The sequence below is a fragment of the Gaetbulibacter aestuarii genome, assembly GCF_039537665.1.
Classification (GTDB): Bacteria; Bacteroidota; Bacteroidia; order Flavobacteriales; family Flavobacteriaceae; genus Gaetbulibacter_A; species Gaetbulibacter_A aestuarii.
This window is the reverse complement of record NZ_BAABAY010000002.1, coordinates 33,587-57,762: the sequence shown is the minus strand read 5'-3', so window position 1 is coordinate 57,762 and position 24,176 is coordinate 33,587. Positions and strand designations below refer to the sequence as shown.

The 24,176-nt window shown below is 33.5% G+C and carries 16 protein-coding genes and 1 pseudogene; 4 read left to right on the top strand and 13 right to left on the bottom strand.

The genetic code is table 11. The features are described from left to right. Window positions 1-23 precede the first annotated feature (23 nt). Entirely contained in the window at window positions 24-1,592 is a 1,569-nt protein-coding gene (locus ABD682_RS08835) for a sulfatase family protein (RefSeq protein WP_344740869.1), read from the bottom strand. 267 nt (window positions 1,593-1,859) lie between these two features. On the opposite strand from ABD682_RS08835, the gene ABD682_RS08830 reads away from it, so the two are divergent. Then, window positions 1,860-2,489, top strand: a complete 630-nt coding sequence (locus tag ABD682_RS08830) for an SDR family oxidoreductase (protein ID WP_344740868.1) — start codon at window positions 1,860-1,862, stop codon at window positions 2,487-2,489. A gap of 207 nt (window positions 2,490-2,696) precedes the next feature. On the opposite strand, the gene ABD682_RS08825 is transcribed toward ABD682_RS08830, so the two are convergent. From ABD682_RS08825 to ABD682_RS08805, 5 genes are read right to left on the bottom strand one after another with little or no spacing between them, the layout of a single operon-like run. Further along, entirely contained in the window at window positions 2,697-3,095 is a 399-nt protein-coding gene (locus ABD682_RS08825; protein WP_344740867.1) for a response regulator, read from the bottom strand. A gap of 14 nt (window positions 3,096-3,109) precedes the next feature. Beyond that, complete coding sequence (locus tag ABD682_RS08820) at window positions 3,110-4,126, bottom strand: response regulator (RefSeq protein WP_344740866.1); 1,017 nt, start codon at window positions 4,124-4,126, stop codon at window positions 3,110-3,112. Between the two features lie 10 nt (window positions 4,127-4,136). Continuing rightward, on the bottom strand, window positions 4,137-4,565 hold the full coding sequence (locus ABD682_RS08815; protein ID WP_344740865.1) for a response regulator: 429 nt from the start codon (window positions 4,563-4,565) through the stop codon (window positions 4,137-4,139). Between the two features lie 4 nt (window positions 4,566-4,569). Next, complete coding sequence (locus tag ABD682_RS08810) at window positions 4,570-7,344, bottom strand: PAS domain-containing sensor histidine kinase (RefSeq protein ID WP_344740864.1); 2,775 nt, start codon at window positions 7,342-7,344, stop codon at window positions 4,570-4,572. Window positions 7,345-7,374: 30 nt separating this feature from the next. Next, the gene (locus ABD682_RS08805; protein ID WP_344740863.1) at window positions 7,375-8,580 is read right to left on the bottom strand and encodes a sensor histidine kinase; all 1,206 of its coding nucleotides are present in this window, start codon (window positions 8,578-8,580) and stop codon (window positions 7,375-7,377) included. A 397-nt stretch (window positions 8,581-8,977) separates the two neighbouring features. On the opposite strand from ABD682_RS08805, the gene ABD682_RS08800 reads away from it, so the two are divergent. Together ABD682_RS08800 and ABD682_RS08795 are read left to right on the top strand one after the other, a co-directional pair. Continuing rightward, window positions 8,978-11,680 (top strand): PAS domain-containing protein, encoded by a 2,703-nt coding sequence (locus tag ABD682_RS08800; protein WP_344740861.1) that lies wholly within the window; start codon window positions 8,978-8,980, stop codon window positions 11,678-11,680. A gap of 242 nt (window positions 11,681-11,922) precedes the next feature. Next, the gene (locus tag ABD682_RS08795; protein ID WP_344740860.1) at window positions 11,923-12,384 is read left to right on the top strand and encodes a response regulator; all 462 of its coding nucleotides are present in this window, start codon (window positions 11,923-11,925) and stop codon (window positions 12,382-12,384) included. Window positions 12,385-13,179: 795 nt separating this feature from the next. Here ABD682_RS08795 and ABD682_RS08790 read toward each other — a convergent pair. Beyond that, window positions 13,180-16,608: a DUF4450 domain-containing protein gene (locus ABD682_RS08790; protein ID WP_344740859.1), complete on the bottom strand. Its 3,429-nt coding sequence runs from the start codon at window positions 16,606-16,608 to the stop codon at window positions 13,180-13,182. A gap of 11 nt (window positions 16,609-16,619) precedes the next feature. After that, complete coding sequence (locus ABD682_RS08785; protein WP_344740858.1) at window positions 16,620-18,092, bottom strand: glycoside hydrolase family 28 protein; 1,473 nt, start codon at window positions 18,090-18,092, stop codon at window positions 16,620-16,622. Window positions 18,093-18,304: 212 nt separating this feature from the next. On the opposite strand from ABD682_RS08785, the pseudogene ABD682_RS08780 reads away from it, so the two are divergent. Then, window positions 18,305-18,573 (top strand): annotated as a pseudogene (locus tag ABD682_RS08780) (sugar isomerase); the annotation flags it as partial. A 41-nt stretch (window positions 18,574-18,614) separates the two neighbouring features. Here the strand turns inward: ABD682_RS08780 and ABD682_RS08775 are convergent. The 5 genes from ABD682_RS08775 to ABD682_RS08755 form a co-directional block, all read right to left on the bottom strand. Continuing rightward, complete coding sequence (locus tag ABD682_RS08775) at window positions 18,615-19,691, bottom strand: hypothetical protein (RefSeq protein ID WP_344740857.1); 1,077 nt, start codon at window positions 19,689-19,691, stop codon at window positions 18,615-18,617. 81 nt (window positions 19,692-19,772) lie between these two features. Further along, window positions 19,773-20,006, bottom strand: a complete 234-nt coding sequence (locus ABD682_RS08770; protein WP_344740855.1) for a hypothetical protein — start codon at window positions 20,004-20,006, stop codon at window positions 19,773-19,775. Window positions 20,007-20,435: 429 nt separating this feature from the next. Next, a complete protein-coding gene (locus ABD682_RS08765; protein ID WP_344740852.1) occupies window positions 20,436-21,926 on the bottom strand; it encodes a sulfatase family protein in 1,491 nt (496 codons plus the stop codon). Window positions 21,927-22,012: 86 nt separating this feature from the next. Then, a complete protein-coding gene (gene rhaM, locus ABD682_RS08760) occupies window positions 22,013-22,327 on the bottom strand; it encodes an L-rhamnose mutarotase (protein ID WP_344740851.1) in 315 nt (104 codons plus the stop codon). Window positions 22,328-22,335: 8 nt separating this feature from the next. Beyond that, window positions 22,336-24,111, bottom strand: coding sequence for an alpha-L-rhamnosidase-related protein (locus ABD682_RS08755; RefSeq protein WP_344740850.1), 1,776 nt, complete (start codon window positions 24,109-24,111; stop codon window positions 22,336-22,338). Window positions 24,112-24,176: the final 65 nt, after the last annotated feature.

Below are 24,176 nucleotides of genomic sequence, written 5' to 3'. Positions count from 1 at the left end.
CGAAGAGATTCATAATCTTACTTTTATTTCAATTCCAGCTTTTCAACATTGGAATAATTCTTACCTCGTATTTTTTCAAAGGACTTCAGCATGACGTTTAACGTATCCGGATAGGTTTCGGCTAAATTTTTCTGCTGACCGATGTCGTCATTCAAATTATAAAGTTGAAAATTTGCAGAATTTCCGGTTTCAATATTCACTTGTTTATTTAACGGGCTTCCTTTATAAGGTGGGATCATTACCCATTGCCCTTTTCTTAAGGCAGTTCTTGTAGTAGCTTCAAGTACCAGTTCACTCCTACCCTCATCACTTTCGCCTAGAAAAACATCCAGTAAATCTTGACTATCCGGACCTTCGTCGTTACTACCCACTAAATGTGCTAACGAGTTTAATAAATCCATTTGACACACCAAAGCATCCGATGTTTTAGGTTGAATTTTACCTTTCCAATAGGTCAGGAATGGAACACGTGTTCCGGCTTCAAACAAACTATATTTCCCGCCCCGTAAAGGACCTCCAGGTTTATGATCACCCAGTTTTTCAACAGCATCATCATAATAACCGTCATTTAATACAGGGCCATTATCACTAGAAAAAATAATTAAAGTATTTTCTAATATTCCTTCGTCTTCAAGGGTTTTCAAAATTTGTCCTACATTCCAGTCGGCTTCCAAAATAACATCGCCTCTCGGACCCATTCCTGATTTACCAACAAATCTAGGACTCGGTGTACGCGGTACATGAGGTTGTTGCAAAGCGTAATAAAGGAAAAATGGTTTATCCTTTTCGCGTTTGATAAAATCTTCAGTCTGCATTAAAAAGGTATCAGACATGGTTTCATCCGTCCATCTGGCAGTATGACCCCCTTTCATAAATCCGATACGCGGTATCCCATTTATGATGGTATTATTATGACCATGATGCCATTTTAATTTTAATAATTCAGGATTATCTTTACCTGTGGGCTGATGATCAAAATTATGGTCATAGTCTACTTCAATAGGATCATCCGGATTCAAATTAACCACATGACCATTCTTAATAAAAACCGTTGGCACCCGATCCTGAGTGGCTGCCATAATGTAACTATAATCAAAACCTACTTCATTGGGTCCCGGAGAAATTTGAGCATTCCAGTTCACTTGACCCGTTCCTAAACCTAAATGCCATTTACCAACAATACCTGTTTCATAACCTTTCGATTTTAACATTTTTGGAATGGTCATTTGCGTGGTATCGATTAAAAGTGGCGCCGTTCCCGGTAATATCTTAGCATTTTTGTTTCGCCAGGGATATCTACCTGTAAGAATTGCGTAGCGACTAGGCGTACAGGTTGCCGAAGTGGCATAACCGTTAGTAAATCTGACACCGCCTTCCGCTAATTTATCAATATTTGGTGTATTTAAATCGATCCCGCCATAAGCACTGAGGTCGCCGTAGCCCAGATCGTCAGCATAAATTATGATAATATTGGGTTTAAAAGGAGTTTTAATTTGTGTTTTTTCTGATGTTATTTCTGGTGTTTTTTCGGGTTGCTTACAAGACGAAATTACCAGAAGCAAACCAAAGATTAAGAAAATAAAACGTTTCATTACAGGTATTTTGAAGTTAAGTTTGTTATTCAAAGATAGCCTTAATCCAATGGATTGAGTGGTGTCAATTGATTCAAAAAGGAGTTGTGTTTAGGTCAAGCTTAAATTAAAAGCCAACATTAAACAACTGGATGGAAGTTGATTATTAAATTTCTTCAATTTAATATGAATTTATTGTACAAAAATCTTTTGAATTAGTAATTATAGCTATTGAGGCAAGGTCATGCTTTGTTATTCTTTAAATTCTTCAAAATAAAAAAAATGATTATGGAAAATATATTAGTAGCCGGTGCACACGGCAATGTTGGAAAACGCATTATTAACTTACTTAAAAACTCACAGTATTTTACGCCCATTGCTTTGGCGCGAAAAGACGAATATGTAGAAGACTTCAAGAAAGACCATGTTAAGGTTGTAAAAGGAGATATTACAAGTGATATCGATCATGCATTTCATGCTATAGATAAAGTAATTTTTGCAGCCGGATCTGGTGGAGAACGCCTTACTGAAGTAGATGAAAATGGAGCCAAAAATATGATTAAGGCAGCTTCAAAAGCTCAGGTGAAAAAATTCGTTATGTTAAGTTCCATGGGAGCCGAGCATCCTGAAAAAGCCGATCAACTGCAGGACTACCTTAAAGCAAAGCATAAGGCCGACGAATTTTTAAAAGAAAGTGGCCTAAAATACACTATTGTTAGACCGGGTCATTTAACCAATGAAAAAGGTACCGGAAAAATTAAACTAGACTTAAAACTGAATGAACACGGACACATTAGTAGAGATGACGTGGCACAAACCTTGGTGAGAGCGCTACAGGATGATGCCCCGAAAAATGTTACTTTCGAAATTCTGCAGGGTGAAACTTTAATTGGTAAGGCCCTTAGTGAAGTGCAGTAATTTATACCTCCTGAAGAAAGTTCGTTAAAACCTGTTTCTGAAAATTCAAACAAAAAAATTCCTATTTTTATCAAACAATAGGATTTTTTAGTGACCCTAAGCAGCAAAAGTTCAAACTTTTTACTTGATTTTTACCTCATACTTAAATTTTAAAAATTGCAGAACGTTTCTAAATCTTTAAATTCATTTCTTATCCGAAAATTTTTCCTATTTGAAAAAAGGCCTCAGCTCAGGACTTTTTTTCAGTAACTCAAAATCATTTTGTTTTAAAGGCTTAACATAATAATTGTAAACACTTTTATACTGGTAAGCTTTCACTTTATCTCTATCATCAACTGAAGAGGTAATGATATAAATGAAATATTTTGATTTAAAAGTGATGGATTCTAAATGCTCTATAAATTGCCAACCATTCATTTCGGGCATGTTAATGTCCAGAAATATGGCATAAGTAGTATCAGAATTTTGTTCCTTTTTAATTCGCTCTAAAGCATCACCACCAGACAAAAACCAAATTGGAGAAGGGAATCCGCTTAATTTTAAAAGTTTATTAATTAAAAAACAAAGGATATCATCATTATCAACTATTACCGGCTGTAAATTCATGGCTAGATACTTTTTTATTGGTCCACTATTAGCGAGGTTTTCTGACTTATTTCTTTTATTATGGTATCAAATTCATTGGAAGATTTTAGGATTTCCTCTAAATAAAATAGGATTTCCTCAGAAACTTCATCTTTATTGATTTTAATTAATTCTATTAAACCCATCATCCGGGCTAAGGGTGCCCTTAAAACATGTGATTGCATCCAGGCGATTTCCTTGAGTTTTTTGTTTTGATTTTCAATGGCTTTGGTATAATTTAGTTTATCAGTTACATCGATAACAACAGATATATTTTGATCGTTTATACCTAACCTAATGGTAAAGACCTCAACAAAAATCACTTCACCATTCTTTTTTATATGCCTGAATACACCTTTATAACCACGATTGGATTTTTCTTTTGTATTAAGCTTGTTTCCCGGTAGGCCAACAAAAGAACTCAGATCTTCTTCATAATAAAGGTCTATTTTTTTGAGGTTTAAAAACTCTTCTTTTGTATAACCATAAGTGACAAGTGCCGCATTATTAACCTCTTCAATAGCAAAGGTTTTACTGTTAAATACTATGATAGGTTGCGAGCTCAATTGAAAAAGGTTCGAATATCTTTTTGAGGATAATTGTAATTCCTCCCGAAAGTATCTACGGTCAATATTATGGAGAATACTCTTGTAAAGAGAAAATCCGGAAATTTCATCTTTCAATAAATAATCGTACACTCCTTTTTTTATAATCGACACCATAAAAGGAAGGTCGGTGTAGCCTGTTAACACAATAACCGGAGCATTTTTTGAAATTTCCAAAACTGCTTTTATCAATTCATCTCCTTCCTTATCAGGCAAATTTAAATCTAGTAATATGACGTCATAAGTACGGTTTGATAGTAATAAAAGTTCACTGGCCTTGGCAAAGGTCGTTACACCATCAATATGAGCCTTTTTGAAATACTCATCCAAATAATCCTGAATCAAAAGAATATCTCCGGGGTTATCTTCAACAAATAATATATTTAAAGGGGTTTTATCTTCAGTCATGTAAAAATTTTTATCTATTTGGAAGTCTAACAATTTTGATCCAAAAATCCTCTATTTTTGAGATGGCTTGTATAAAATCACTTATGTCAACAGGTTTTACGATGTAACAATTAGCATGACCTCTGTAGGAACCTGAAACATCATCGAATGAAGAGGAAGTCGTTAAAACTATAACAGGAATATGTTTTAGGCTATCCGAGGTTTTAATAAATTTTAAGACCTCAAGGCCATTTATTTTAGGAAGGTTGATATCCAACAAAATTAAATCAGGTTCTTCAACATCTTCAAAAGGTGTGTTTTTACTTAAAAAATCGATAGCTTCCTCCCCGTCCCTGGCAACACTTAATTTGTTTGCAAGTTTTATATCTTCCAGAGCTTCGGTAGTTAGAAGAATATCTCCTTCATTATCTTCAACCAATAATATATTTACAGCTTTCATAATATTATTTTTTAATAGTAAATTGAAAAATGGAACCTTGTTTTCCGGACTTTGTTATTTTAATATCACCTCCAAGAGAAGTAACTATTTTTTTTGTGATGGCTAAACCTATACCTGTACCTGAAAAAGCGTCTTTGGTATGAAGTCTTTTAAAGATTACAAAAACTTGTTCAAAATACTTAGGATTTATTCCTATTCCATTATCCTTTACCGAAAATTCCCAGTGGGAATTTAAATCTTTTGATGAGATGGTTACCTCAGGGATGTTACCAGGCTTTTGGTATTTTAAAGCGTTATTAATTAGGTTATTAAATACCTGGCTAAGTTCCGAGTAATAAGAGGTAATTGTTGGTAATTCTTCGATATGTATAATGGCTTTACTTTCTTTTATTTTGCGATTATTAAGAGATACAACATCCTCTACCAGATTAGTAACATTTACTTTTGTTAATTTTCGATCAAGTCGGCCGACCCTCGAATAATCTAAAAGGTCAAGGATAATAAGACGCATTCTCTTCGCTCCATCAACGGCAAAATGAATATAGGTTTTTGCTTTTTCATCTAATTTATCATTGTATTTTTTATCTAGAAGTGTCAAAAATCCGGTAATCATTCGTAAAGGTTCCTGTAGGTCGTGTGAGGCAACATAAGCAAATTGCTCCAGATCATTATTACTTAGCAATAATTCTTTGGATTTTAGATTTAAATTTTTGTTTAACTGTTTTAGTTTTCGATTTTGCTGCTTTATTTTCGTTATGTCATTCATGGCTCCTACCATACGCATAGGTTTTCCTTTTTTACTTCTAAGGATTAAGGCTTTGTCGTCTATGTTTAAGTAATTACCATGTTTTGATTTTACTCTGAATTCGCATTCCCAAAATTCGTCCTTACTTTCCAAAGTCCTTGACAAACTTGTCATCACACGTTTTCTGTCATTACCATGAATATATCTTTCAATAAACGTTTGACTTGAAATTATTTCATTGTTAAAATCCTCATCCAGTATTTCTTTAAAGTTTTCTCCAAAAACAACTTGGTCTTGGACAATGTCCCAATCCCAAATTATATCTGAAGTGGCTCTTGTAACAAGTTTGAAGCGTTCATTATATGCTTCAATTGAATTCAATAACCTTTTTTCTTTAGTGATATCCTGAATAACTCCTTCATTAATCCGATTACCATCATTATTAAATGTTTGAAAACCAAACGTAACTTTTAACCATTTGATTCTATTTCCCGAAAGTAAAATACGGAACTCTGAAGTAGATACTTCAGTTGAAACTAAATAACTTTCATCTTTAAATAAATGTTTGTCTTTTGAATGAACAAAACTCTTGAACAATTCAAAGGTCACCTCAGTAGTTGCCTGGTCTAATTCAAAGATATTATAGACCTCATCGGACCATAAAATAGTACTCTTATCAAGATTGTATTTCCAATATCCTATTTTGGCAATGTGTTGGGCGTGCACTAACCTTCTGTTGGTTAATTCCAGAGCTTGAGATGTTTTCTTTTCTTCAGTAATATCAAAAAGTGTAGTGTCCCATATGGTCATCGATTGATTCTTATGGCTTATGGTACCATAACTTCGCAGCCATTTGATTGCTCCATTATTACAAATGATTCGCCACTCCGCACGAAACTCTGACAATTCTTGTTTTGATTTTTGAATGGCCTGCTGAACAATAGATATATCATCCGGATGAATTTTTTCCCAAACTAAATTAATGTTGTCTCCTTCTAGAGAGAGATCTTCCGGTAAATCATAAATCTTATTAAGTTTTTTGGTGTAATACAAAAATTGGTCCCTACCATCTTCATAGGCCACGTATCTGAAAACTGCTGCAGGTAAATTTTCATTAATTCGATTTAAATGAATTTCAGTTATTTTTCTTTCGTGGATATCCTCAATAATACCAAAAGAAAGTAAAGGTTTTCCTTGCTTATCTTTCTGAATGACCTTTCCTCGTGATCTAATCCATTTATATTTGCCATCTTTTGTTTTGAGCCGAAACTCCTGATTCATATAAGTATTTTTTTTCTCAAGCTGGGTTAGAAGTTCAGCAGCTGAAGTTAAATCATCCGGATGTAAAAGGTCAACCCAGGTTTGAAACGTAGTAGGTTCCAGTTCAGACAAATCATAACCTAGCATTTCAGCCCATTTATTATTAAACCAGGCCTTATTTGTTTTCATATCCCAGCGCCAAGTTCCTAAATTACCAAGTTCGATTACATTATCGTAATCCGGTTTTTCAACTTTACTATCATGCCAAATACCTTTTTCTTCCTGATGAAACGTTTGCTTTCGAAGCTCGATAAAGTCTATAATTTGCTGTGCAATTAATTTGACAGATTCTATTTGATTGGAACTTAATTCCTTTTCTACAGCGTCCATTAAGCAAATACTACCCAAAATAATCCCATCTGAATTGGTAAGGGGGTAACTGGCGAAAAAATTTATATCATTGTCTATCAGAGACAATTTTTGCCTATTGGTTTTATTTAAATTAAAAGTTATTAATTCATCCGAATGTTCTTTTAAATTTTTTAGAAAAAAAGATATCAGAGGTTTGTCTAGTAAATCTGTTCCGTAGGCACCTTTAAAATATTGCGTTTCCGCATCTATAAAAGAGATCAAGGTAGTTGACACATCACAGGAAAGTGCCAGTAACTTCGCAAGGTTATTAAACTCCTCCCGAGGAGGCATATCAACAATGTCATATCCTAAAACCGTCTCAACCCGGTTCTTTTCATCGTTATTCTTTTCATTTTTTTCCATTTTTTGGTTGGTTTTATTTCTAAGAAAAAACTATTTTTTTAAAGTGAATCGGAAATGTGTTCCCTCACCGTATTTTGAATTAACAGAAATAGTACCGCCTAAACTTTCTACTAAAGACTTTACTGTTGTTAAACCTATTCCCGTTCCTTGAAAACCTTCTCTATCCGTATTTGAAGTAGTGGAAAATAAATTGAATATACCATGTAATTCATCCTCCTTTATTCCCAAACCATTATCAATTATGTTCACCACAACAAACTCAATATCCTCAGTTATGGTGATGGTGATTTCTGTAACTTCTTTGTCGTTATATTTAATGCTATTGTTAATTAAATTTGTCAGGATTTGATTAAAGGCCGTTTTATTCGTATAAATCTCAAGCTCATCAGAAATCTCAATATTAAAATTTACTTCCTCGAAAACATCCAAAACAGAAATGAGATTACCAACGTTTGTTTTCACCTGAATTTCTTCCTTATCCAAATGCGAATCGTCAATTTTTTTACTGTTTTTCAAAATGCCATCAACCAGGTCTGATAAATAAGTTCCTGATTGATTTATGTGGTCTACAATATTTTTCACTTCGCTATTCAAACTATCCCAGTATTCATCCTGTAAAGCATCTGCCAACATAACCAAACTTGAAAGTGGAGATTTTATATCATGTGCTGTGACTTTAACAAAATCATTAAGACGTTGGTTTTTTATATTCAAGTATTGGATGGTCTCATTCAAGGCGATATTTTTTCTTCTTAATTCAAGTAATTTTAATATTTGATTACTCAAAACTTTCAAGGCCATTATCTGGTCAGAATCTAGCTCTCTGGGTTCTTTATCCAAAACGCAAAGCGTTCCCAATGAGTGACCCTCTGGATTAACCAAAGGAAAACCAGCGTAAAATGCAAAATAAGGATCGCCTTTAACAAAAGGATTATCATGAAATCGAATATCTTTACTAGTGTCAGGAATAATAAGGGGTTCTATCTTATTCAAAATGGTATGGCCACAAAAAGTTAATTCTCTTTTTATGTCTTTTCCATCCATACCAAGGCATGATTTCGTCCATTGATTATCTGAATCCATAAACGAAATATGGGATGTAGGTGCGTTACAAATTAGGGATGCTAATTTGGTTATTTCGTCGTACTCCTTCTCCGGCGGAGTATGCAGTATACGATAAGAATTTAAAGCAACAAGACGCTCCCTTTCGTTCTCGCTTAATTTTGGTGTAATCATAGGGTTTAATGTAGTGCAGAATTATTCCAAAATTAAGCCCTATTTATAAGCTACTTTATGATATAAGTCATACTATATACAAGGAAAAGTAGTCAATTTATTCAAGAATTACAAAATTTATTTCTTTTACATAATAATTTTCTTATAATTGTTTGTTATTTTATTTGGATTGAACAAAATATTATATTATTCGATAACTTAATACGCTATTTACCTTATTTCTTAACAAAAAGTTGAGTTTTTAAAAGGATTTTGACTACATTTATTTTGCTATCAACTATCGAATACTTCATCATATTCAAATTCTATATTTTCAAGTTGTCTTTAGTTAAGTTCAAACGTAATGACATTCTTTAATCAGAATTTCACGTAAGACAGTAACATAAAACGAGCTAACTTGGAAAATCACCTCCAATTAATAGAAGAAATAATTAGTTTAATCCAAACCGTTCTTGATGTTCCTAAGAAGAGTATCAAATACACAAGTATACATGATTCTGAATCCAGCCAATTAGAATATTCTAGAATACCAACTATCTGTAAGGCGTTAATTAAACTGATTAAAAAAGAGAGAAATGTAGTTCTTTATGGAGATCTAAGTACAAAATCTAAATTACCTTCCGGCTACAAACCAAATGCTAAAGTACAAGCCTTTGTTGGTATGCCTTTAATAGGACAAAATAACGTAGCCGCAGTTATTTTCTATGTTTGCTTTGACAAAAAACAAAGCTTCACAGAAAAAACTGAAAGAGATTTAAACATAATTCTTGAAAAGTCTAGCCGATCATGGAACCGGGCTATGCGCTTAATATATCTTGAAAAGGAAATTAGCATTATTCAATTCGAAAATCGGGATATTAAAAATATAATTGAAGCCGCGAAAATAGGAAGTTGGTTTTGGGATATTGAAAACGAAGAATTGACAATATCTGAAAGATGGGCCGAAATTATTGGTTATACTGTAGCAGAATTAGAACCTGTAAATTATAACATGTGGGCGAATTTAGTATATCCTGATGATCTCGTTATTGCCGAAAAAGCTATTGAATCTTGCTTTTTAAAAGTAACGAAATTCTACAATGTTTCTTTCAGAATGATACATAAAAGAGGTCATTTTGTGTGGGTTAATTCTTCCGGATTCATTTTGAATTGGTCTGAAAATAATACCCCACTTTACATGGTGGGTTCTCATATTGATATTACAGCGCAGAAAAGATTTGAGGAAGTTTCAAAACGAAATAAATGGCATCTTGAAGAGGTCCAAAAAATTACCAATATAGGTAATTGGAGTTATGATGTAGCTTCTAAAAAATTCCAATATTCTGAGAGTTTATCAGATATTTATAAAGCCTCTGAAAAAAAATCTTTTGATACTATTTTGGACTCCATTGCTCCAGAAGACAAAGCCTTTGTACAACAAGCAAAAAAAGACTGCTTGGCCTTCGGTAATCCTTTTGAAATTATTTATCGAATTAAAAAAGGTGATGGTGATTTTCTCCATATCGAGGAACACGGTTTTGCTGTTACGGACGACATGGATAATGTAACCAATATTTATGGGACGCTACATGACGTCACAGAAAAGAAAAAAGGGCAACAGCATTTAAAACTCTTAGAAAGCGTTATTACCAATACCATGGATGCCGTTTTGATAACTGAGGCCGAACCTTTTGACAAATCCGGTCCTAAAATAGTGTATGTAAATCAGGCCTTTACTGAAATGACAGGTTATACCGCTGATGAAGTTATAGGAAAGACCCCAAGAATCCTCCAAGGTCCAAAATCTGACCGTAAGGCTTTGAATAAATTAGGAAAGGCGTTAAGAAATTGGGAGTCTTCTGAAATTACAATTATTAATTATAAAAAAAATGGAGATGAATTTTGGATAAACTTTACAGTTACACCTGTTGCTAATGAAAACGGCTGGTATACGCATTGGATTGCTATAGAAAGAGACGTAACTGAACAAATGAATACAATAAATTCCAGAATATTAATAAATACAATAAGTGAGATTTTCACCATAGAGGACACGCTTGAAAAATCATCCAGCCTTGCACTTCAAAAAATATTAGAATTCACAAAATACTCCTATGGCGAAATTTGGATTCCCAACTGGACTAACAAAGAAACAACGTTGATAGCCAGCGAATCAATTAATGCTTTTGGAAATTCCTTTAAATCATTACAAAAAAAAGAGATTTTCAAACTTTACGATGGTTTTCAAGGTCATATTTTAAAAGAAAATAAATATCATTATTTGAATAAGATTCAGGAAAATAAGCTATTTAAGCGTTCTGGAAAGGCTAAAACAGCTGAACTTAATACTGCATTAGGTTTCCCCCTGAAATCTCAAAATGAAATTGTTGGTGTTTTAATAATATGCTCAGAGAAAAATCTTCCGGAATCAACTGCTCCCAGAATATTATTAAGTGAATTGGAGATCTTTTTAGGTAAAGAGATAAAAAGAAAGAGTTTAGAAATTGAGTTTAATGAAGCCTTTAATTTTGCTCCTGATATCATTACTATTAGTGATAACAAGAATTACCTAACCAAAGTAAATCCGGCAACTACTAAAATTTTAGGTTATTCTGAGGAAGAACTATTGTCGAAACCTATCAATAAATTTATTCATCCTGATGACCAAAATAACCTAACAGAACAAAGAGAAATATTACTATCAGGTAAACCCATTTATAATGTTGAAAATAGATATATAACAAAATCAGGAAAAGTGATTTGGTTGAGTTGGACAGCAACGCCATCATTCAGAAATGGTTTAACTTACTCTGTGGCTAGAGATGTTACGGAAATCAAAAAAAATCAAATAGAATTAAATAAGTTAAATGCAGAATTAAAAAATCGCTCTGAAGAATTAGAGAAAAGAAATGAACAACTAAAAAAAATAGCCTGGGAGCAATCACATCAGGTAAGAGCACCTTTGGCAAGAATTATGAGCCTTATAGAAGCTATTGATATGTTAGAAGAGGACGAAATTGTGTCTAATGAAAAAGCTTTGCTCATTTCAAACCTAAAGAATTCAAGTTCAGAACTAGATCAAATCATCAGAAAATTAGTTAAAAAATCCACTATTAAATAGTGTTACTAATTATTTAACATTATCACAATCACATAATTTCTTGTTTTTGAGCTAAAAATGAATTTATGATGAATAAATAAATGGTGAGCAAGAATTTTTTGAGTTTGATATTAATTTTTTACTTACCTTTATCATAAATATTTCTAATTGCAATATAATTTTTAACTATAGAAATACTCTGCATCACAAAGTAGTTATATCGAAAGCTCTTGCTATAGTTCTTTTTATTTAAAACAAGACTAATGAATATAAAAGATAAAAATAGATGTTTACTTGTCGTAGATGATGACAATATTTGTAATCTGGTAACTAAAACTCTGATAAGAAAAACAGGTTTCACCGGGCATATTGAAATTGCAAAAAACGGAAATGATGGACTAGATTATCTTTCCAAAAGTCTAAGTCCAAACCAGAAAAATTTATCTCCTCTTCCCGACCTTATCCTTTTAGATATTAATATGCCTGAAATTAACGGTTGGCAATTTTTAGATGCTCTTGATAGTTTTGACCAAAAAATAATCAATGATGTTTCCGTTGTTATGGTCACCTCCAGTGTGAGTCCATTTGATACCAAAAGAGCGGAGGATTCAAAATATGTATATGAATTCGTTACGAAACCTCTTAATGAAGCTAAAGTAAAATATCTTCTTGACAAGTATTTTTGTCAAAATACTAAAGCAAGAACAAGAAAGATCCTTAGGTAATTTGATGTCTTCCAAATTACTTTAAATTTATTTTAAACGTTGCTTCCTTCGTTAACCTTCCAAATGAATTATCTAAAAGATAATTTCTGATTAGATTTAATAGTAAATAATGAACCCTCCAATTTTTTATAAAGAAGGGTTCTGCTATTAAGTCTACACTATAAGTTTTACTAACCTTACTTAAGTGTAGATGAGGAAATTAGAAATAATATCAATCTAAAAACAATAAAAACGTTGATAGTATAAACTAATTCGTTATATAGCAGAATAAAATAAGATCAAAATCGGAGGACTAATCAATTTTGATGATTTTTAAAAATTTTTTAAGGGACATATTTGATAACAAAAAATCCTAATGTTTATAAACATTAGGATTTTTCTTCGTGACCCCTGGTGGCAAAAGTTCAAACTTTTTGGAGGATATTAAACTAATAATTCATTTAATCAGAATTTAGTCTTTCAATTTTTCAAACAATGTCAATTTTATAAAAACCTCTTGACATATATTTAAAATCAATTTTTGCACATATCTAAAAAGTAAAGTTTATTAAAATTTTGTGTTTACGGCACTTATTTTAAATTTATCAAAACAGCCTTGACCAGGAATAACTCCTTTTCCTAATAAGTGACAATCATTTAATCCATATCAATATGAAAAACATACCATAAAATCTGTCGTGGTAAAAATTACTTTTCGGTATACTTTTAAATTCTATTTGCTTTTAGTGCTTATTCCAAACGCAGTAATAATGGCTCTCAAAGAGTAATATTCAATAATCTTTTTTATTCATTTTTTTAAGGTATTAAAGTACAACTCATTAGACCAATAATCACATCATTCGCAACAGCCCTAACTTCGAAAGATTTCAATATTTTGCTTGAGTCCAAAGGCATATCTAAAATTGTACCCGCACCACCATCAACACCATATTGAGTAAAACCTTTTATGGGTTTAAAATCTTTAAACTGTCTTGTGATGACTCCCGATTTTAAATAAACTCTGGGAGGTTTTGGGTCATCCGTTGTAAAAGCCAAACCGTCTACAAAATAATCTTGCTCTATCGGCCACCAATTTTCAGGATTTCTAAGATTGAGGATATCCTTAGTTCCATCATTATAGTTTATTACGATCTGACCATTTACTAGTCGACTTTGCATTGGATTGGTTGTACCTACCATCATAAAATATGCATGAGAAGCTTTGCCTGAAAGTGGTATTTCAACTTGATCGGGAAAATTATCCCACTGTGAAACAAATAAAACATTATTTTTCATTGCATCAGATGGTGTTCTAAAGGGAATTCCCTGAGGACTTAAAATGGTATTATTAGTTTTTCCAGCCTTATTCCTTAAACCAGAATCATCAATTGTTGGTTTTATAAAGGGATAACACCAGTTTCCAATACCTTGAACAGGCAATTGTAAAGTTGGGGTTTTTGGTCTTGGTTCCAAATAACGTTGATTAAATATATCCGTGACCTTACAATTGAATATTGAATCTAATGATACTTTTTCAAAATGAGTTGTCTCTGGTATTACTTTATCCCAATTTTGAAATTTTGAAAGCGAATCTTTATTAAACTTCACATTTAAATAAACAGGTTGCCACCAAGTTTGAGTATTTTGTTTTAATCGAACAAAAAATGTTTTATTTCCTGATTTAGCGAGTACTTTAAATTGAAAATTTCGGGCGGTCAATTTTAATTTGGAAATGGCTTTTTGAGGATCATAAACACTATCAATTATCGATTGAGTTGTTCTAAATGTGAATTCTTGATTGGCGCTTACCTTAAATTTATTTTTAGGTGTTTCTATCGAATTTCCTCCGAATTTGATGTCTATTCGGTAATTTTTTTGATAAGGACTCTTGATTATTATTTCAGGGTTTCCTATAGCATTAGTCATAGGTTGCCACTTAACGGGTTTATCATTGATGGTCACATATTCTATACCATCATTTAAAACATCCAGAGTAAATTGAAGACCCATTTTATCCCGAAAATTTGATTTTATATCATATGTTAACACCTCATTTATTCTTTGAAATGATAAGCTTATATCCGGAACTTGTAGAGAAGCATGGTTCCATTCCGATGGAAATCCTGGCTTAATAAATAAGGTGTCTTTGATGGCGTTTGGTTGAATACCAAACAAGCCTTCAACCAAAGACCTGGCAGCCATTCCAATGGGATCAGCAAAATCACGATATGATTCCCCACGCATTGCATCGTAGTAAGATAGCATTTCAAAACCTCCCGGTGAGGCACCTAAATACATACTTTCAATCAAAGAACTTTGCCATAATTTGAAAGCCTCCTCAGGACGTCCACCCTCCCAGTAAGCTAAAGCGGTATTTAAATTTTCAGCCAATGCCACATTATTTACTGACCAGGTATATGGTTGCCAATTAGAAGTTGACAAAAGATATAAATTAGATTCTGATAGCCCTTTTGCCTTTACAGGAATATGAGGTATTTCTGTATCAATGTATCTTAGGCTTTGCCAAGCTTGAAAAGAGTTAGCAATTCCCTCATCAATACTATGATAAATGGTCCAAAGCCCCGGTTGATCATGCACCAATTGCCTTCCTAATTTGTCTTTATATTCAGAAAAAACGCCTTTCTCAGAAATCCATAAATTGTTTTCGACAGCCGATTTTATCTGTTTTGCTTCGTGCAAATATGGGTCTGGATTTTCATTTAATAATTGAGCGATGCTGGCCGCGAAAAGATTGCAACTATAATTATAGGCAGATGCATAGGTTACGCCACCACCACTATACTCTAACGCATCACTGGCCCAAATGTTGGCATAGGCATCATATAGGCCATCACTGTCGGCATCAAAATTCCGTTTTTCCCAATCTATATGACGCTTAACAACAGGCCATAATTCTTTTATAAACTCTAAATCACCAGTCCATTGATAATGCTGTAACAACTGATTTATGAAAACTGGATTCATGTCATAGAGATTAACTTTGGTATTGTCATTGGGACTACTACTAATATAACCTCTGCTATATAAGGTGGTACCCAAAACCTCCTTTTGCCTTGCTAAATTCCTAAATGTATCGAAAACGACCGGACCTGATTCAGGTTCCATGACTTGAGATTTTCCATAGCTTTTGAAATGGGCTTCTGCGCGATCATGCCAGCCCAAAGGATCAGCCACATAGGCACCACGCCATCCATTTAAATGCATTCGCCATGCCACAGCACCATGTAAATAAGCAGGATATTCCCATATGGCATCACCGGCAATAGCTAATGCACCACCTAGCGTATTTACATAGGAATCCGGTGTTTTAAGGAGAACTCTTTGAGTCAGATGATTGATTTTTTTAATACCCTCCTGGAATTCGGATGCTATATTTTTCTGATTCTTTTGTGATTCAGATTTCCCATATTCAATTTCCCAGAATAACTTTTGACTTGAATTTAAATCAATTTTTCCAAGGATAGCAGGATGGTCCTCTGCAACTGATTGAAACAATTCTAATGGATTACTCAGGTTATTTATTTCAACTTGCCTTATTAAGGACTTCGGAAATCGTCCAGTTATAATGTTCTTGTTTTGTGCTTTTTGTTTTTTGTTCTCAACCCCAAAATTTAAAACAAAGTGATTATTTTTAATTGTATATTTATTATTAACACAATACTCAGGTTTTAAATAAAATACAGATTCCGGATCTGCTCCTATATCACCATCCCTATTGAATTTCTTACCATTGACACCACCATATAACCAAAATAAACTAATCCCTTTTGGGATATTTTCGGTTTCAATTTGAGCAATCATGGCTTCTTTTTCTGGGTGAGCTACAAGATGAATTTTAATAATGCCATTATCTATTAAACTATCCCTAATCTCATAAATCATTTCGCCAGGATTGTACCTAGTGGAAATCGAATCACCTTCCGTAATCCATTTAGAGGTTGATTTATCGGCAATTCCAAATTGAAAATTACCACCCATACCCGGTAGATAAAGAGCGAATTCAGGTAAATCACCCGCTTCTATCCGAAAACCTGTATTTGTCCCATATAGGGCTCTATTAAATTTTCGAGACCCATTTTTTAGAACAAAACCATAACCGTCCGGCATATAATGTACTTTCCTTGATCCAGCTTTGGGTGTTTTGTCTTCCTGCGCTCTGGTTGGTATTGAAATAGCAGCCATTAGAACCCACACCAAAACGTTTATTTTCCTGGAATAGCACATAGGGTTGTATTTTAGTTGTAGACTGATTCTGGAATTTCTATATAAGTGGTATTTTTTAACTTAACCCTGGATTCATCGGCAGTTTGAATTTCTACATTATGAAGTTTCCAATTCGCACTGTAATTTATTTGGCCTGCAGTTTTTGCTTTAATTGATACCTTATTCAAGGTTACATTTTTGATAATAGAATTCTTTAAACCATTTACATTTATAACTTTTCCAGCGCCTTTGATATCAATGTTATAAAGTGTTATATTCTTAAAGGTGGGAATCCCTTTAGATAGGGGTACTTTATGAAGCATTTTCTTCCAATGCTCAGGAATAGAATCCTTATTAAATTCCTTTGGTAATTTGGAATAACTGTAGCTTGGATTCCAGTTCATTGAAACCTCCATAAACGTTCTAACGCTGTCCATCTTAATATTTTCCATATAAATATCTTCAACCGTTCCTCCTCTGGTGGTTGCAGATTTTATATTCAATCCATTTTTCGTTCCGAATCCTTGAATATTGTAAACATACACATTACGAATACTACCTGCCGTTTCACTGCCTAAAGTAAATAATCCTGACCCTTGACGAGCAATACAATCTTTGATAACAACATATTCTGTCGGTTTATTTACCCTTTGTCCATCCCAGTCACGACCGGCTTTTAAACAATAATTATCATCATTGCAGTCCACATCACAGTTCTTTACCAAAATCCATTTTGAAGAATCGATATCGATACCATCCGTACTTGGACCATGGCCTTCTATATTATTTCTTATGGTAATCCCATCTACGGTAATATGCTGAGAATATAGAACCTGAACTGTCCAGAATCCAGCGCGTTGAATATTTAAATTTTTCAGAAATACATCTTGAGAATTTGAAATGAGAATAGTTCTTGGGCGTTTGGCATCATAATCAACAATCCAGCGGAGTCCACGAGGTTCGTAATCATTTTTCCGTAAATCCCAGTAATAATCCCAAAATACTTTACCCTGGCCATCTATTAGACCATCTCCTTCAATTATTACATTTTTTTGGCTTCTAACATTGATTAAGGCTGCCGGCCAGGTTAATTCAATTCCTGCAATGCGCGTAAAAATTTCTTCATAATCATTAATATCCTCACTACCCTTTAGCACAACCCCTTTAGGAACAATAAATCGGATATTTTCTTTTATAAAAACAGAGCCCGTTAAATAATCCCCGGGTTTAAAGGTTACAATTCCCCCTCCGCTTTTGTAGCATGCATCTATAGTTTTTTGGATCGCTTCGGTATTTAAAGTTTTACCGTCATTTACCGCTCCAAAATCATTCACATAAAAGGTGTGATCAGATATTTCAAATTCCTTTGATCCAACATCATTGATCCAGTTCGGTTGAAAATTGTGCTCTTTTGAATGTATTTCCTCATTGGTTTGCCGCGGTCCTTTACAAGAACTAATTATTAGAAGCAAGACAGAAACCAATGTCAATTTAACTTTTATCATAAATAAAGATTTTCTAACTAAGACCATAAATTTAAAACAAACCACAAAGTAAAGTATCCTGTGCTTTCAGGCTCTTTGCGATAATCGATATAAAAGCTTAGCCAAATATTCGGTTTCGCGCATCATAGTACAGGATAGTTATTTTCTTTGGACCTATTATTTTAGTCCAAATTAAAGTATGATGACCCTTAGAAGATTCTTATTCTTTATGACCCTATGCCCTCTTCCTCATTTTCAAGAAATTGGTTTATGGGATGCAAAATAACAAAAACAATCCTGACCTGGCCTGGATGATCGATGCCAGTCATAACGTAAGGATCCCATTGAAGATTTACTTCAATCGCTTGAGGCTATTTCAAAAGCCTACGCTAAAGCACTTCTGGTTGATCAAAACCAATTGAAGCAAGCATAATTAAATAATGACGTGGTGAAATGTCAGGAGATTTTGCAAGATGTCTTAAGAACCGACGTCCTGTCACTACGTCAACTAAAATTGGACTATATTGAATAATAATTATTTTTTTAATACCCATTTAAATAAAGTGTTCGCATCGCTACTCTAACATTATCAAGTGTTCCTACGATTACATAACTTTTATAAGTATGATTACCACTTGTTATAGTTCCATATCTACCTGCAGACCATTTACTAGTATTTTCAAATTTCCAGTTTCTGAAATAATAATTTGAACCAACATCCTGGCTTTCTACCATGTTAACATTAATATAAATCCCCATCGCATAATTTAAATTATTAGTCGCTATAGCTATACCCCCAGCTAAGGGTTTTGGTGACTGTTTTGATTCATTTACATTTAAAAATACTTCGGTCAAACCATCATTTAAATTTGACTTAGACGCATCTATTTCGAAAAAACGACTAAATTCTGTGGGTAAATATGTCGTTGGAACTTCAATATGCACATTTGTAAGATCTGTAGGTGTATAAAAGTTAGTCTCATATGTTATTATTTGACTATTTAAATAATTATAATTTCCCAGATTAAGAGCTTGGTCTAACTTAAGTTTTTTTCCCAATTTAAAATCTTTATATATTACCAATTCATGTTGGTTTCCCGAAGTATTGAAACTATCATTAAACCATTCTAAAGGAACTGCTGAAGTTATCTGTGTCGCCCCATTATTATAAGCCTCTATTATCGGAGAACCATGCATATAAAATGGGTTACTATCACTCCATTTATCTCCTCCTTCGGTCGGCAACGCACCATTTCCTAAATTCAATGAGGATTGCATTTCTCGACCATAATCTTTGTGGTCAATAAATTGCTTTCCATTCCACCAAAGCTCCCAAACTGTTCCACCGGCTACTAAATTTGATTTTACTTGGATTGCACTTCCTTGAAGAGTTAATAACTCTTCAGCTTTATTGAAACGTGGATAAGCGTAATTGGAAAATATCTCCTGATTATAACCACTAATTAGATAATTTGGATTCATCAAGGCATGATCTCCAATGGATGGGTTTACTCCTCGAAGCATTTTAACCGTACCCGAGGGTGCAGCACTTGACAACCATGCATGACCTAAGATCCCTTCTGTAGTATAACCGCCTTCACCCGAGACGAATGAAGTCATGTGGTCACCGCTTCCATTATTAAGACGGTAAAAGGGAGCTGTTTGACCACTAATCTCAGAAGTTGGTAAATAATAAGCTTGTCAATCAATAGTAAAATTACTAGCCTCAATGGCATTTTTTGTAGCCATAAAATCACTTCCTCCAACCTTAACATTAAATAATACATTTAAGGATGTTTGTAAAGATTGAATATTTGACAGACTAACCGCTTGAATCGAACTAACAGGTTGTTCCTGAATATTTTTAACTTCGCTATTTTTGCTACAACTAAAACAAAGTAGGACAGCCATTAAAAAAGTAATACAATTTCTCATAAAAATATGGTTTTTAAAAGTTGTTTTTTATTCAAGGTTATGTAGTCCGAAAAAATTATTAGGTAAAATTTTATACAAAGAAACCTCAATTTTAAGATGAACCCTTTGATAAAATGTCCAACGCTTCTGCCAATTACCAAACCGCAATATTTTAAAAATCCAAACTTTTTTTGAAGTTTTTATCCTGTACTATCCTGTTTTTAATTTCTTAGTTTAATTAAAACAACTCCACGAAGACTTAAATTAAAAAATAAAAAATTGTTAATTTGATGATAAAAGGAAATTATGAGAATTAAAGGAGTAACAGCCGCCCTTATGTCTAATCAAAATAATAAAACCTTTTCGAATAGGTTGTTCAAAAAATAAAGGAGTATAACATAAATGATAAAAAGGAGTGAAAGGTTTCACTCCTTTTTATTAGAAGTTAAATTATTGTTTCATAGATTTCAAAAAATCTAGAAGGTCATTTTTAAAGGCTTTTTGAATGTCAGAAAATTTATCGGTATTGTAAAGGTCATACCATTCATTTGGGTCGTTTTTTAGATCATAAAATTCACCGGTAATAATGTCATCTTTACTATAATCATTGACATTGTTTTTTCTTTTTAGAACTAAAATTAGTTTATAATCTTTAGTTCGCCACATAAAAGCAGCCTGACCTTTTCGCTCATGCAATTCCGAAAAATTTGCATTCCTTTGAATTGGTGTTACTAAACTTTTTCCTGGTAATTCCCTATCTGGTTTTATGCCTGCAACGCTTAACAAAGTTGGCAAAACATCAATGTTTTCAACCAATTCAGGATTTTTGGTGTTTCGCTTGACACTCTTTGGCAAGGCAGTGCCTGCTAAGATCATTGGCACCCTGACGCTCGGATCATAAAGGCAGTACTTATTAAATCTGTAATAGCGTGCGCCCAACATTTCGCCGTGGTCCGAAGTAAAAATAATGATACTGTTTTCCAGCAAACCCTTTTTTCTTAGTTCAGCTAAAACTCTACCCATCATATCATCGATCCAGGAAACATTAGCATAATAACGCATGGTCATTAGTTTCCACTGCTTTTCAGAGGCATTCTTCCAGAAATTTATATACATATCATTTCTGTTATCACCAGCGGCATGAGGTGAATAATCTTGGCTCCATTGTGGTTGTTTTACATAAGTAATACTATCCAAATTGTAGAGGTCTTCATAACCTTTAGGAATATTATTTCCAGCATGAGGTTTCATGTACGAGAGATAAAAGAATAAGGGTCTTTCATCGTTTCTTTTTTTCAAATAATTGATGGCTTGTTTTGTGATCCATCCATCTCTATGGTCCTTCTCCGGTAATTTACTTGTAAAACCTAAATATCCAATGTTATTTTCTTCTCCAGGTCCCATTGGGGCGACTTCTGCATCGTATTTGGCTTTGGCTTCTGGATTTACTTCAGCCATACTAATTGCTCCTTTTTCAGGAATCTCAGATACATATCGAGTTTCAAAGCCCCTTGTATTAGTTTTAAATTTACCCCAATGTGCTTTTCCAAAACCAGCTGTTTCATAACCTGCATCTTTGAAATATTGCGCCATAGTTTTTCCAGGCATTAAAGAATCAGGAACACCACCACCAGCATTTCTGTAGACTCCAGTTTGATTTGGTAACAATCCAAACATTAATGAATTCCGACTGGGAACACACATTGGAACCTGACATACAGCCTGAGTAAATAAAACACCATTTCTTGCTAAACTATCTAGAGTTGGTGTTTTTATCTCAGAATTTAAAACTCCGAGGGCATTGTAGCGATGTTGATCATCCATTAGAAAAATAATGTTTGGTCGATTATCCTTCTTGCCACAAATTTTTACTTCTTTTTTACAACCCACTAAGAATACGACCATGATAATTAAAACCAACCTTTTTGAAATCCAATTCATAATTTTAAGTTTGAAATTTTTATTTATAGAATAAATTTTTATGCGATTCAATATGCTAAACTAGAATAAGTAAAATTGCTTTGACATTAATCTAAGTGAAAAACCTCTTTTAAGTCCTTTGATACAGGGCTATTATCGGAATTGGTATCCATAATATCTGCCATATGATCCCACCATTTTCTGCATATATCAGTATCTGAAATAGCCTCCCAGGCCGTTTCAGATTCAATTTCCGCATAACCAAATAAAATGTTGGTTTCCTCATCTAAAAAAATACTATAATTTTTAACTCCATTTTTCCTGAGTGTATCTTCTAATGATTTCCAAATAGGGTTGTGCCTTTTAAAATATTCTTCGGTTTCGTTGGGATAAACCCTCATTTTAAAAGCTTTTCTTATCATCTTATATTTTATTTTAAAATATTCAAGCCTTCAGGCGCTTCTATTGTAGTTTTTACTTCACCTGCTAATCCTTTTTCATGATAAACCTTAAGTATACCATATTTTGTTGGAAATGTTCCTTTTACCCATTTTAGATCTCCTAAATGAGGCGCAATCTTAATAGTATTTCCTCCATCTGACACTTGAATCCCCAGAACATAATGTGTCAGCCATGGGGTGGGGCCACTTGCCCAACCATGACATAGACTACCCCTATACCCAACATAACAGTATTTACCGAAATCTCCGTGAATATCAAACTTATTTGAAGATGGTAATTGATCAATTCTTTCAGAATTAGGTACATTAGATATATCGAAATCTTCCCAAAAAGTAGTAGCACCCAAATCAAGCATACCTCCCCAATATTTGCGGATAACATCTAAAGCCTCTTCATAATCACCGGCCTTTGCCAAGGCTTGTAAAATATAATAACCATAAAAGGTTGACATATGGTGCACTCCATCTTTAAGTAATACTTCTGAGCTTACTTGTTTTGGGTCCTTTAATCCAGCCAAAGCCATAAGGGCCGAGGCTTGCTTTGAAGTATTTCCTTTTGGAACATGTCTTTTTAATTTTTTGGAAATTTTATAATATTTGATTTGAAGATCTTCGTGACCTAGTATGCCCATCATATCACTCCCGGCTTCGAAAGTCAAAACCATTAATGCCTGAAGTCCAGCATGAATTGCAATGGGATCTTCACTCGTAGGCCAATCTAAAAACCTATTTCCATTTAACGTCTCTTCACTTTCTTTATTAATAAAAGTGCTTAATTGATTTAAAAGACCAATCATATAGGACTCTTGTTCCTTTAAATATGATAAATCACCATGATAATCGTACCAGCTTTTTTGGATAAGCAGCCACCACATAGAATATGAACTAATTCCGTTCATCCAATTTGGCAAAGGGTATTGGTCACGAGCAAGATCAAGACTTTTCTTAACAACATCATTTTCTCCAAAAACAGTATTAATGGTCATTACCTCAGGATGCATATCACCAACCCAAACCAGACGATCTCTTTTTATGCCATCCCATAAATAGTTTTGCATATTTAAGTGAACTGTGTAGGCACCAGTTCTCCATATATCATTAAGTCGATCATCATTACTCTCAAAAGAACCTAAATATGGTATATCCCGGTAAACAAAAGCGGCATCAATAGATTTAATTGGTGCATTTTCTCCATCCTCTACAACATCAATTCGTAAAAAGCGAAATCCCGTTTCTCCGACCTCAATACTCCCCAGCCAAGGAACTTCAACCACAAAGTCTCGCAAGGAATGCTCATTTGTAGCATTTTTTTTGTCACCAACATCAGACATAGTTTCACCGACTGATTCACCAAACCTTAAACGCAATTTCAAAGGAGATTTATCCGGCCTTATTCCCATTTGAATCTTCACCCCTCCATTTATTTCCTTACCATAGTCCAAAATTATGCTTGGCTTGTGTTCGTCTTTACTGATTAATCGGCATAAATTCTTATCGTTAACCCCCACTTGTCCATTACCTTTTTTTAACAGCGATTGAACATTTTGGATGTAATTTCCTGTAGAATCCGACATCCAAATTATTTTTTGCGGAGTCAAATATGTTTTAACCATTTGAGATTGGTTAAATTTTCCAATATACGAATTACCGAAAACTGGCGGTAACTGAGCATTAGCTGAGAAATTCGTAATAACTATGAATACTAGAACTTTTAGGTTTTTGAGCATATAATGATTAAAATTCATTTTCAACGATTTCATTTTCATCTAATATTAATTTATCTAACTAAATCTTTTAATTATGGTAACAA

What these genes read in the sequence shown, in the direction of transcription:
- ABD682_RS08835 (WP_344740869.1), bottom strand. Translation starts at nt 1,592, where the DNA reads ATGAAACGTTTTATTTTCTTAATCTTTGGTTTGCTTCTGGTAATTTCG.
- ABD682_RS08830 (WP_344740868.1), top strand. Translation starts at nt 1,860, where the DNA reads ATGGAAAATATATTAGTAGCCGGTGCACACGGCAATGTTGGAAAACGC.
- ABD682_RS08825 (WP_344740867.1), bottom strand. Translation starts at nt 3,095, where the DNA reads ATGAATTTACAGCCGGTAATAGTTGATAATGATGATATCCTTTGTTTT.
- ABD682_RS08820 (WP_344740866.1), bottom strand. Translation starts at nt 4,126, where the DNA reads ATGACTGAAGATAAAACCCCTTTAAATATATTATTTGTTGAAGATAAC.
- ABD682_RS08815 (WP_344740865.1), bottom strand. Translation starts at nt 4,565, where the DNA reads ATGAAAGCTGTAAATATATTATTGGTTGAAGATAATGAAGGAGATATT.
- ABD682_RS08810 (WP_344740864.1), bottom strand. Translation starts at nt 7,344, where the DNA reads ATGGAAAAAAATGAAAAGAATAACGATGAAAAGAACCGGGTTGAGACG.
- ABD682_RS08805 (WP_344740863.1), bottom strand. Translation starts at nt 8,580, where the DNA reads ATGATTACACCAAAATTAAGCGAGAACGAAAGGGAGCGTCTTGTTGCT.
- ABD682_RS08795 (WP_344740860.1), top strand. Translation starts at nt 11,923, where the DNA reads ATGAATATAAAAGATAAAAATAGATGTTTACTTGTCGTAGATGATGAC.
- ABD682_RS08790 (WP_344740859.1), bottom strand. Translation starts at nt 16,608, where the DNA reads ATGTGCTATTCCAGGAAAATAAACGTTTTGGTGTGGGTTCTAATGGCT.
- ABD682_RS08785 (WP_344740858.1), bottom strand. Translation starts at nt 18,092, where the DNA reads ATGATAAAAGTTAAATTGACATTGGTTTCTGTCTTGCTTCTAATAATT.
- ABD682_RS08775 (WP_344740857.1), bottom strand. Translation starts at nt 19,691, where the DNA reads ATGACTTCATTCGTCTCGGGTGAAGGCGGTTATACTACAGAAGGGATC.
- ABD682_RS08770 (WP_344740855.1), bottom strand. Translation starts at nt 20,006, where the DNA reads ATGAGAAATTGTATTACTTTTTTAATGGCTGTCCTACTTTGTTTTAGT.
- ABD682_RS08765 (WP_344740852.1), bottom strand. Translation starts at nt 21,926, where the DNA reads ATGAATTGGATTTCAAAAAGGTTGGTTTTAATTATCATGGTCGTATTC.
- rhaM (WP_344740851.1), bottom strand. Translation starts at nt 22,327, where the DNA reads ATGATAAGAAAAGCTTTTAAAATGAGGGTTTATCCCAACGAAACCGAA.
- ABD682_RS08755 (WP_344740850.1), bottom strand. Translation starts at nt 24,111, where the DNA reads ATGAATTTTAATCATTATATGCTCAAAAACCTAAAAGTTCTAGTATTC.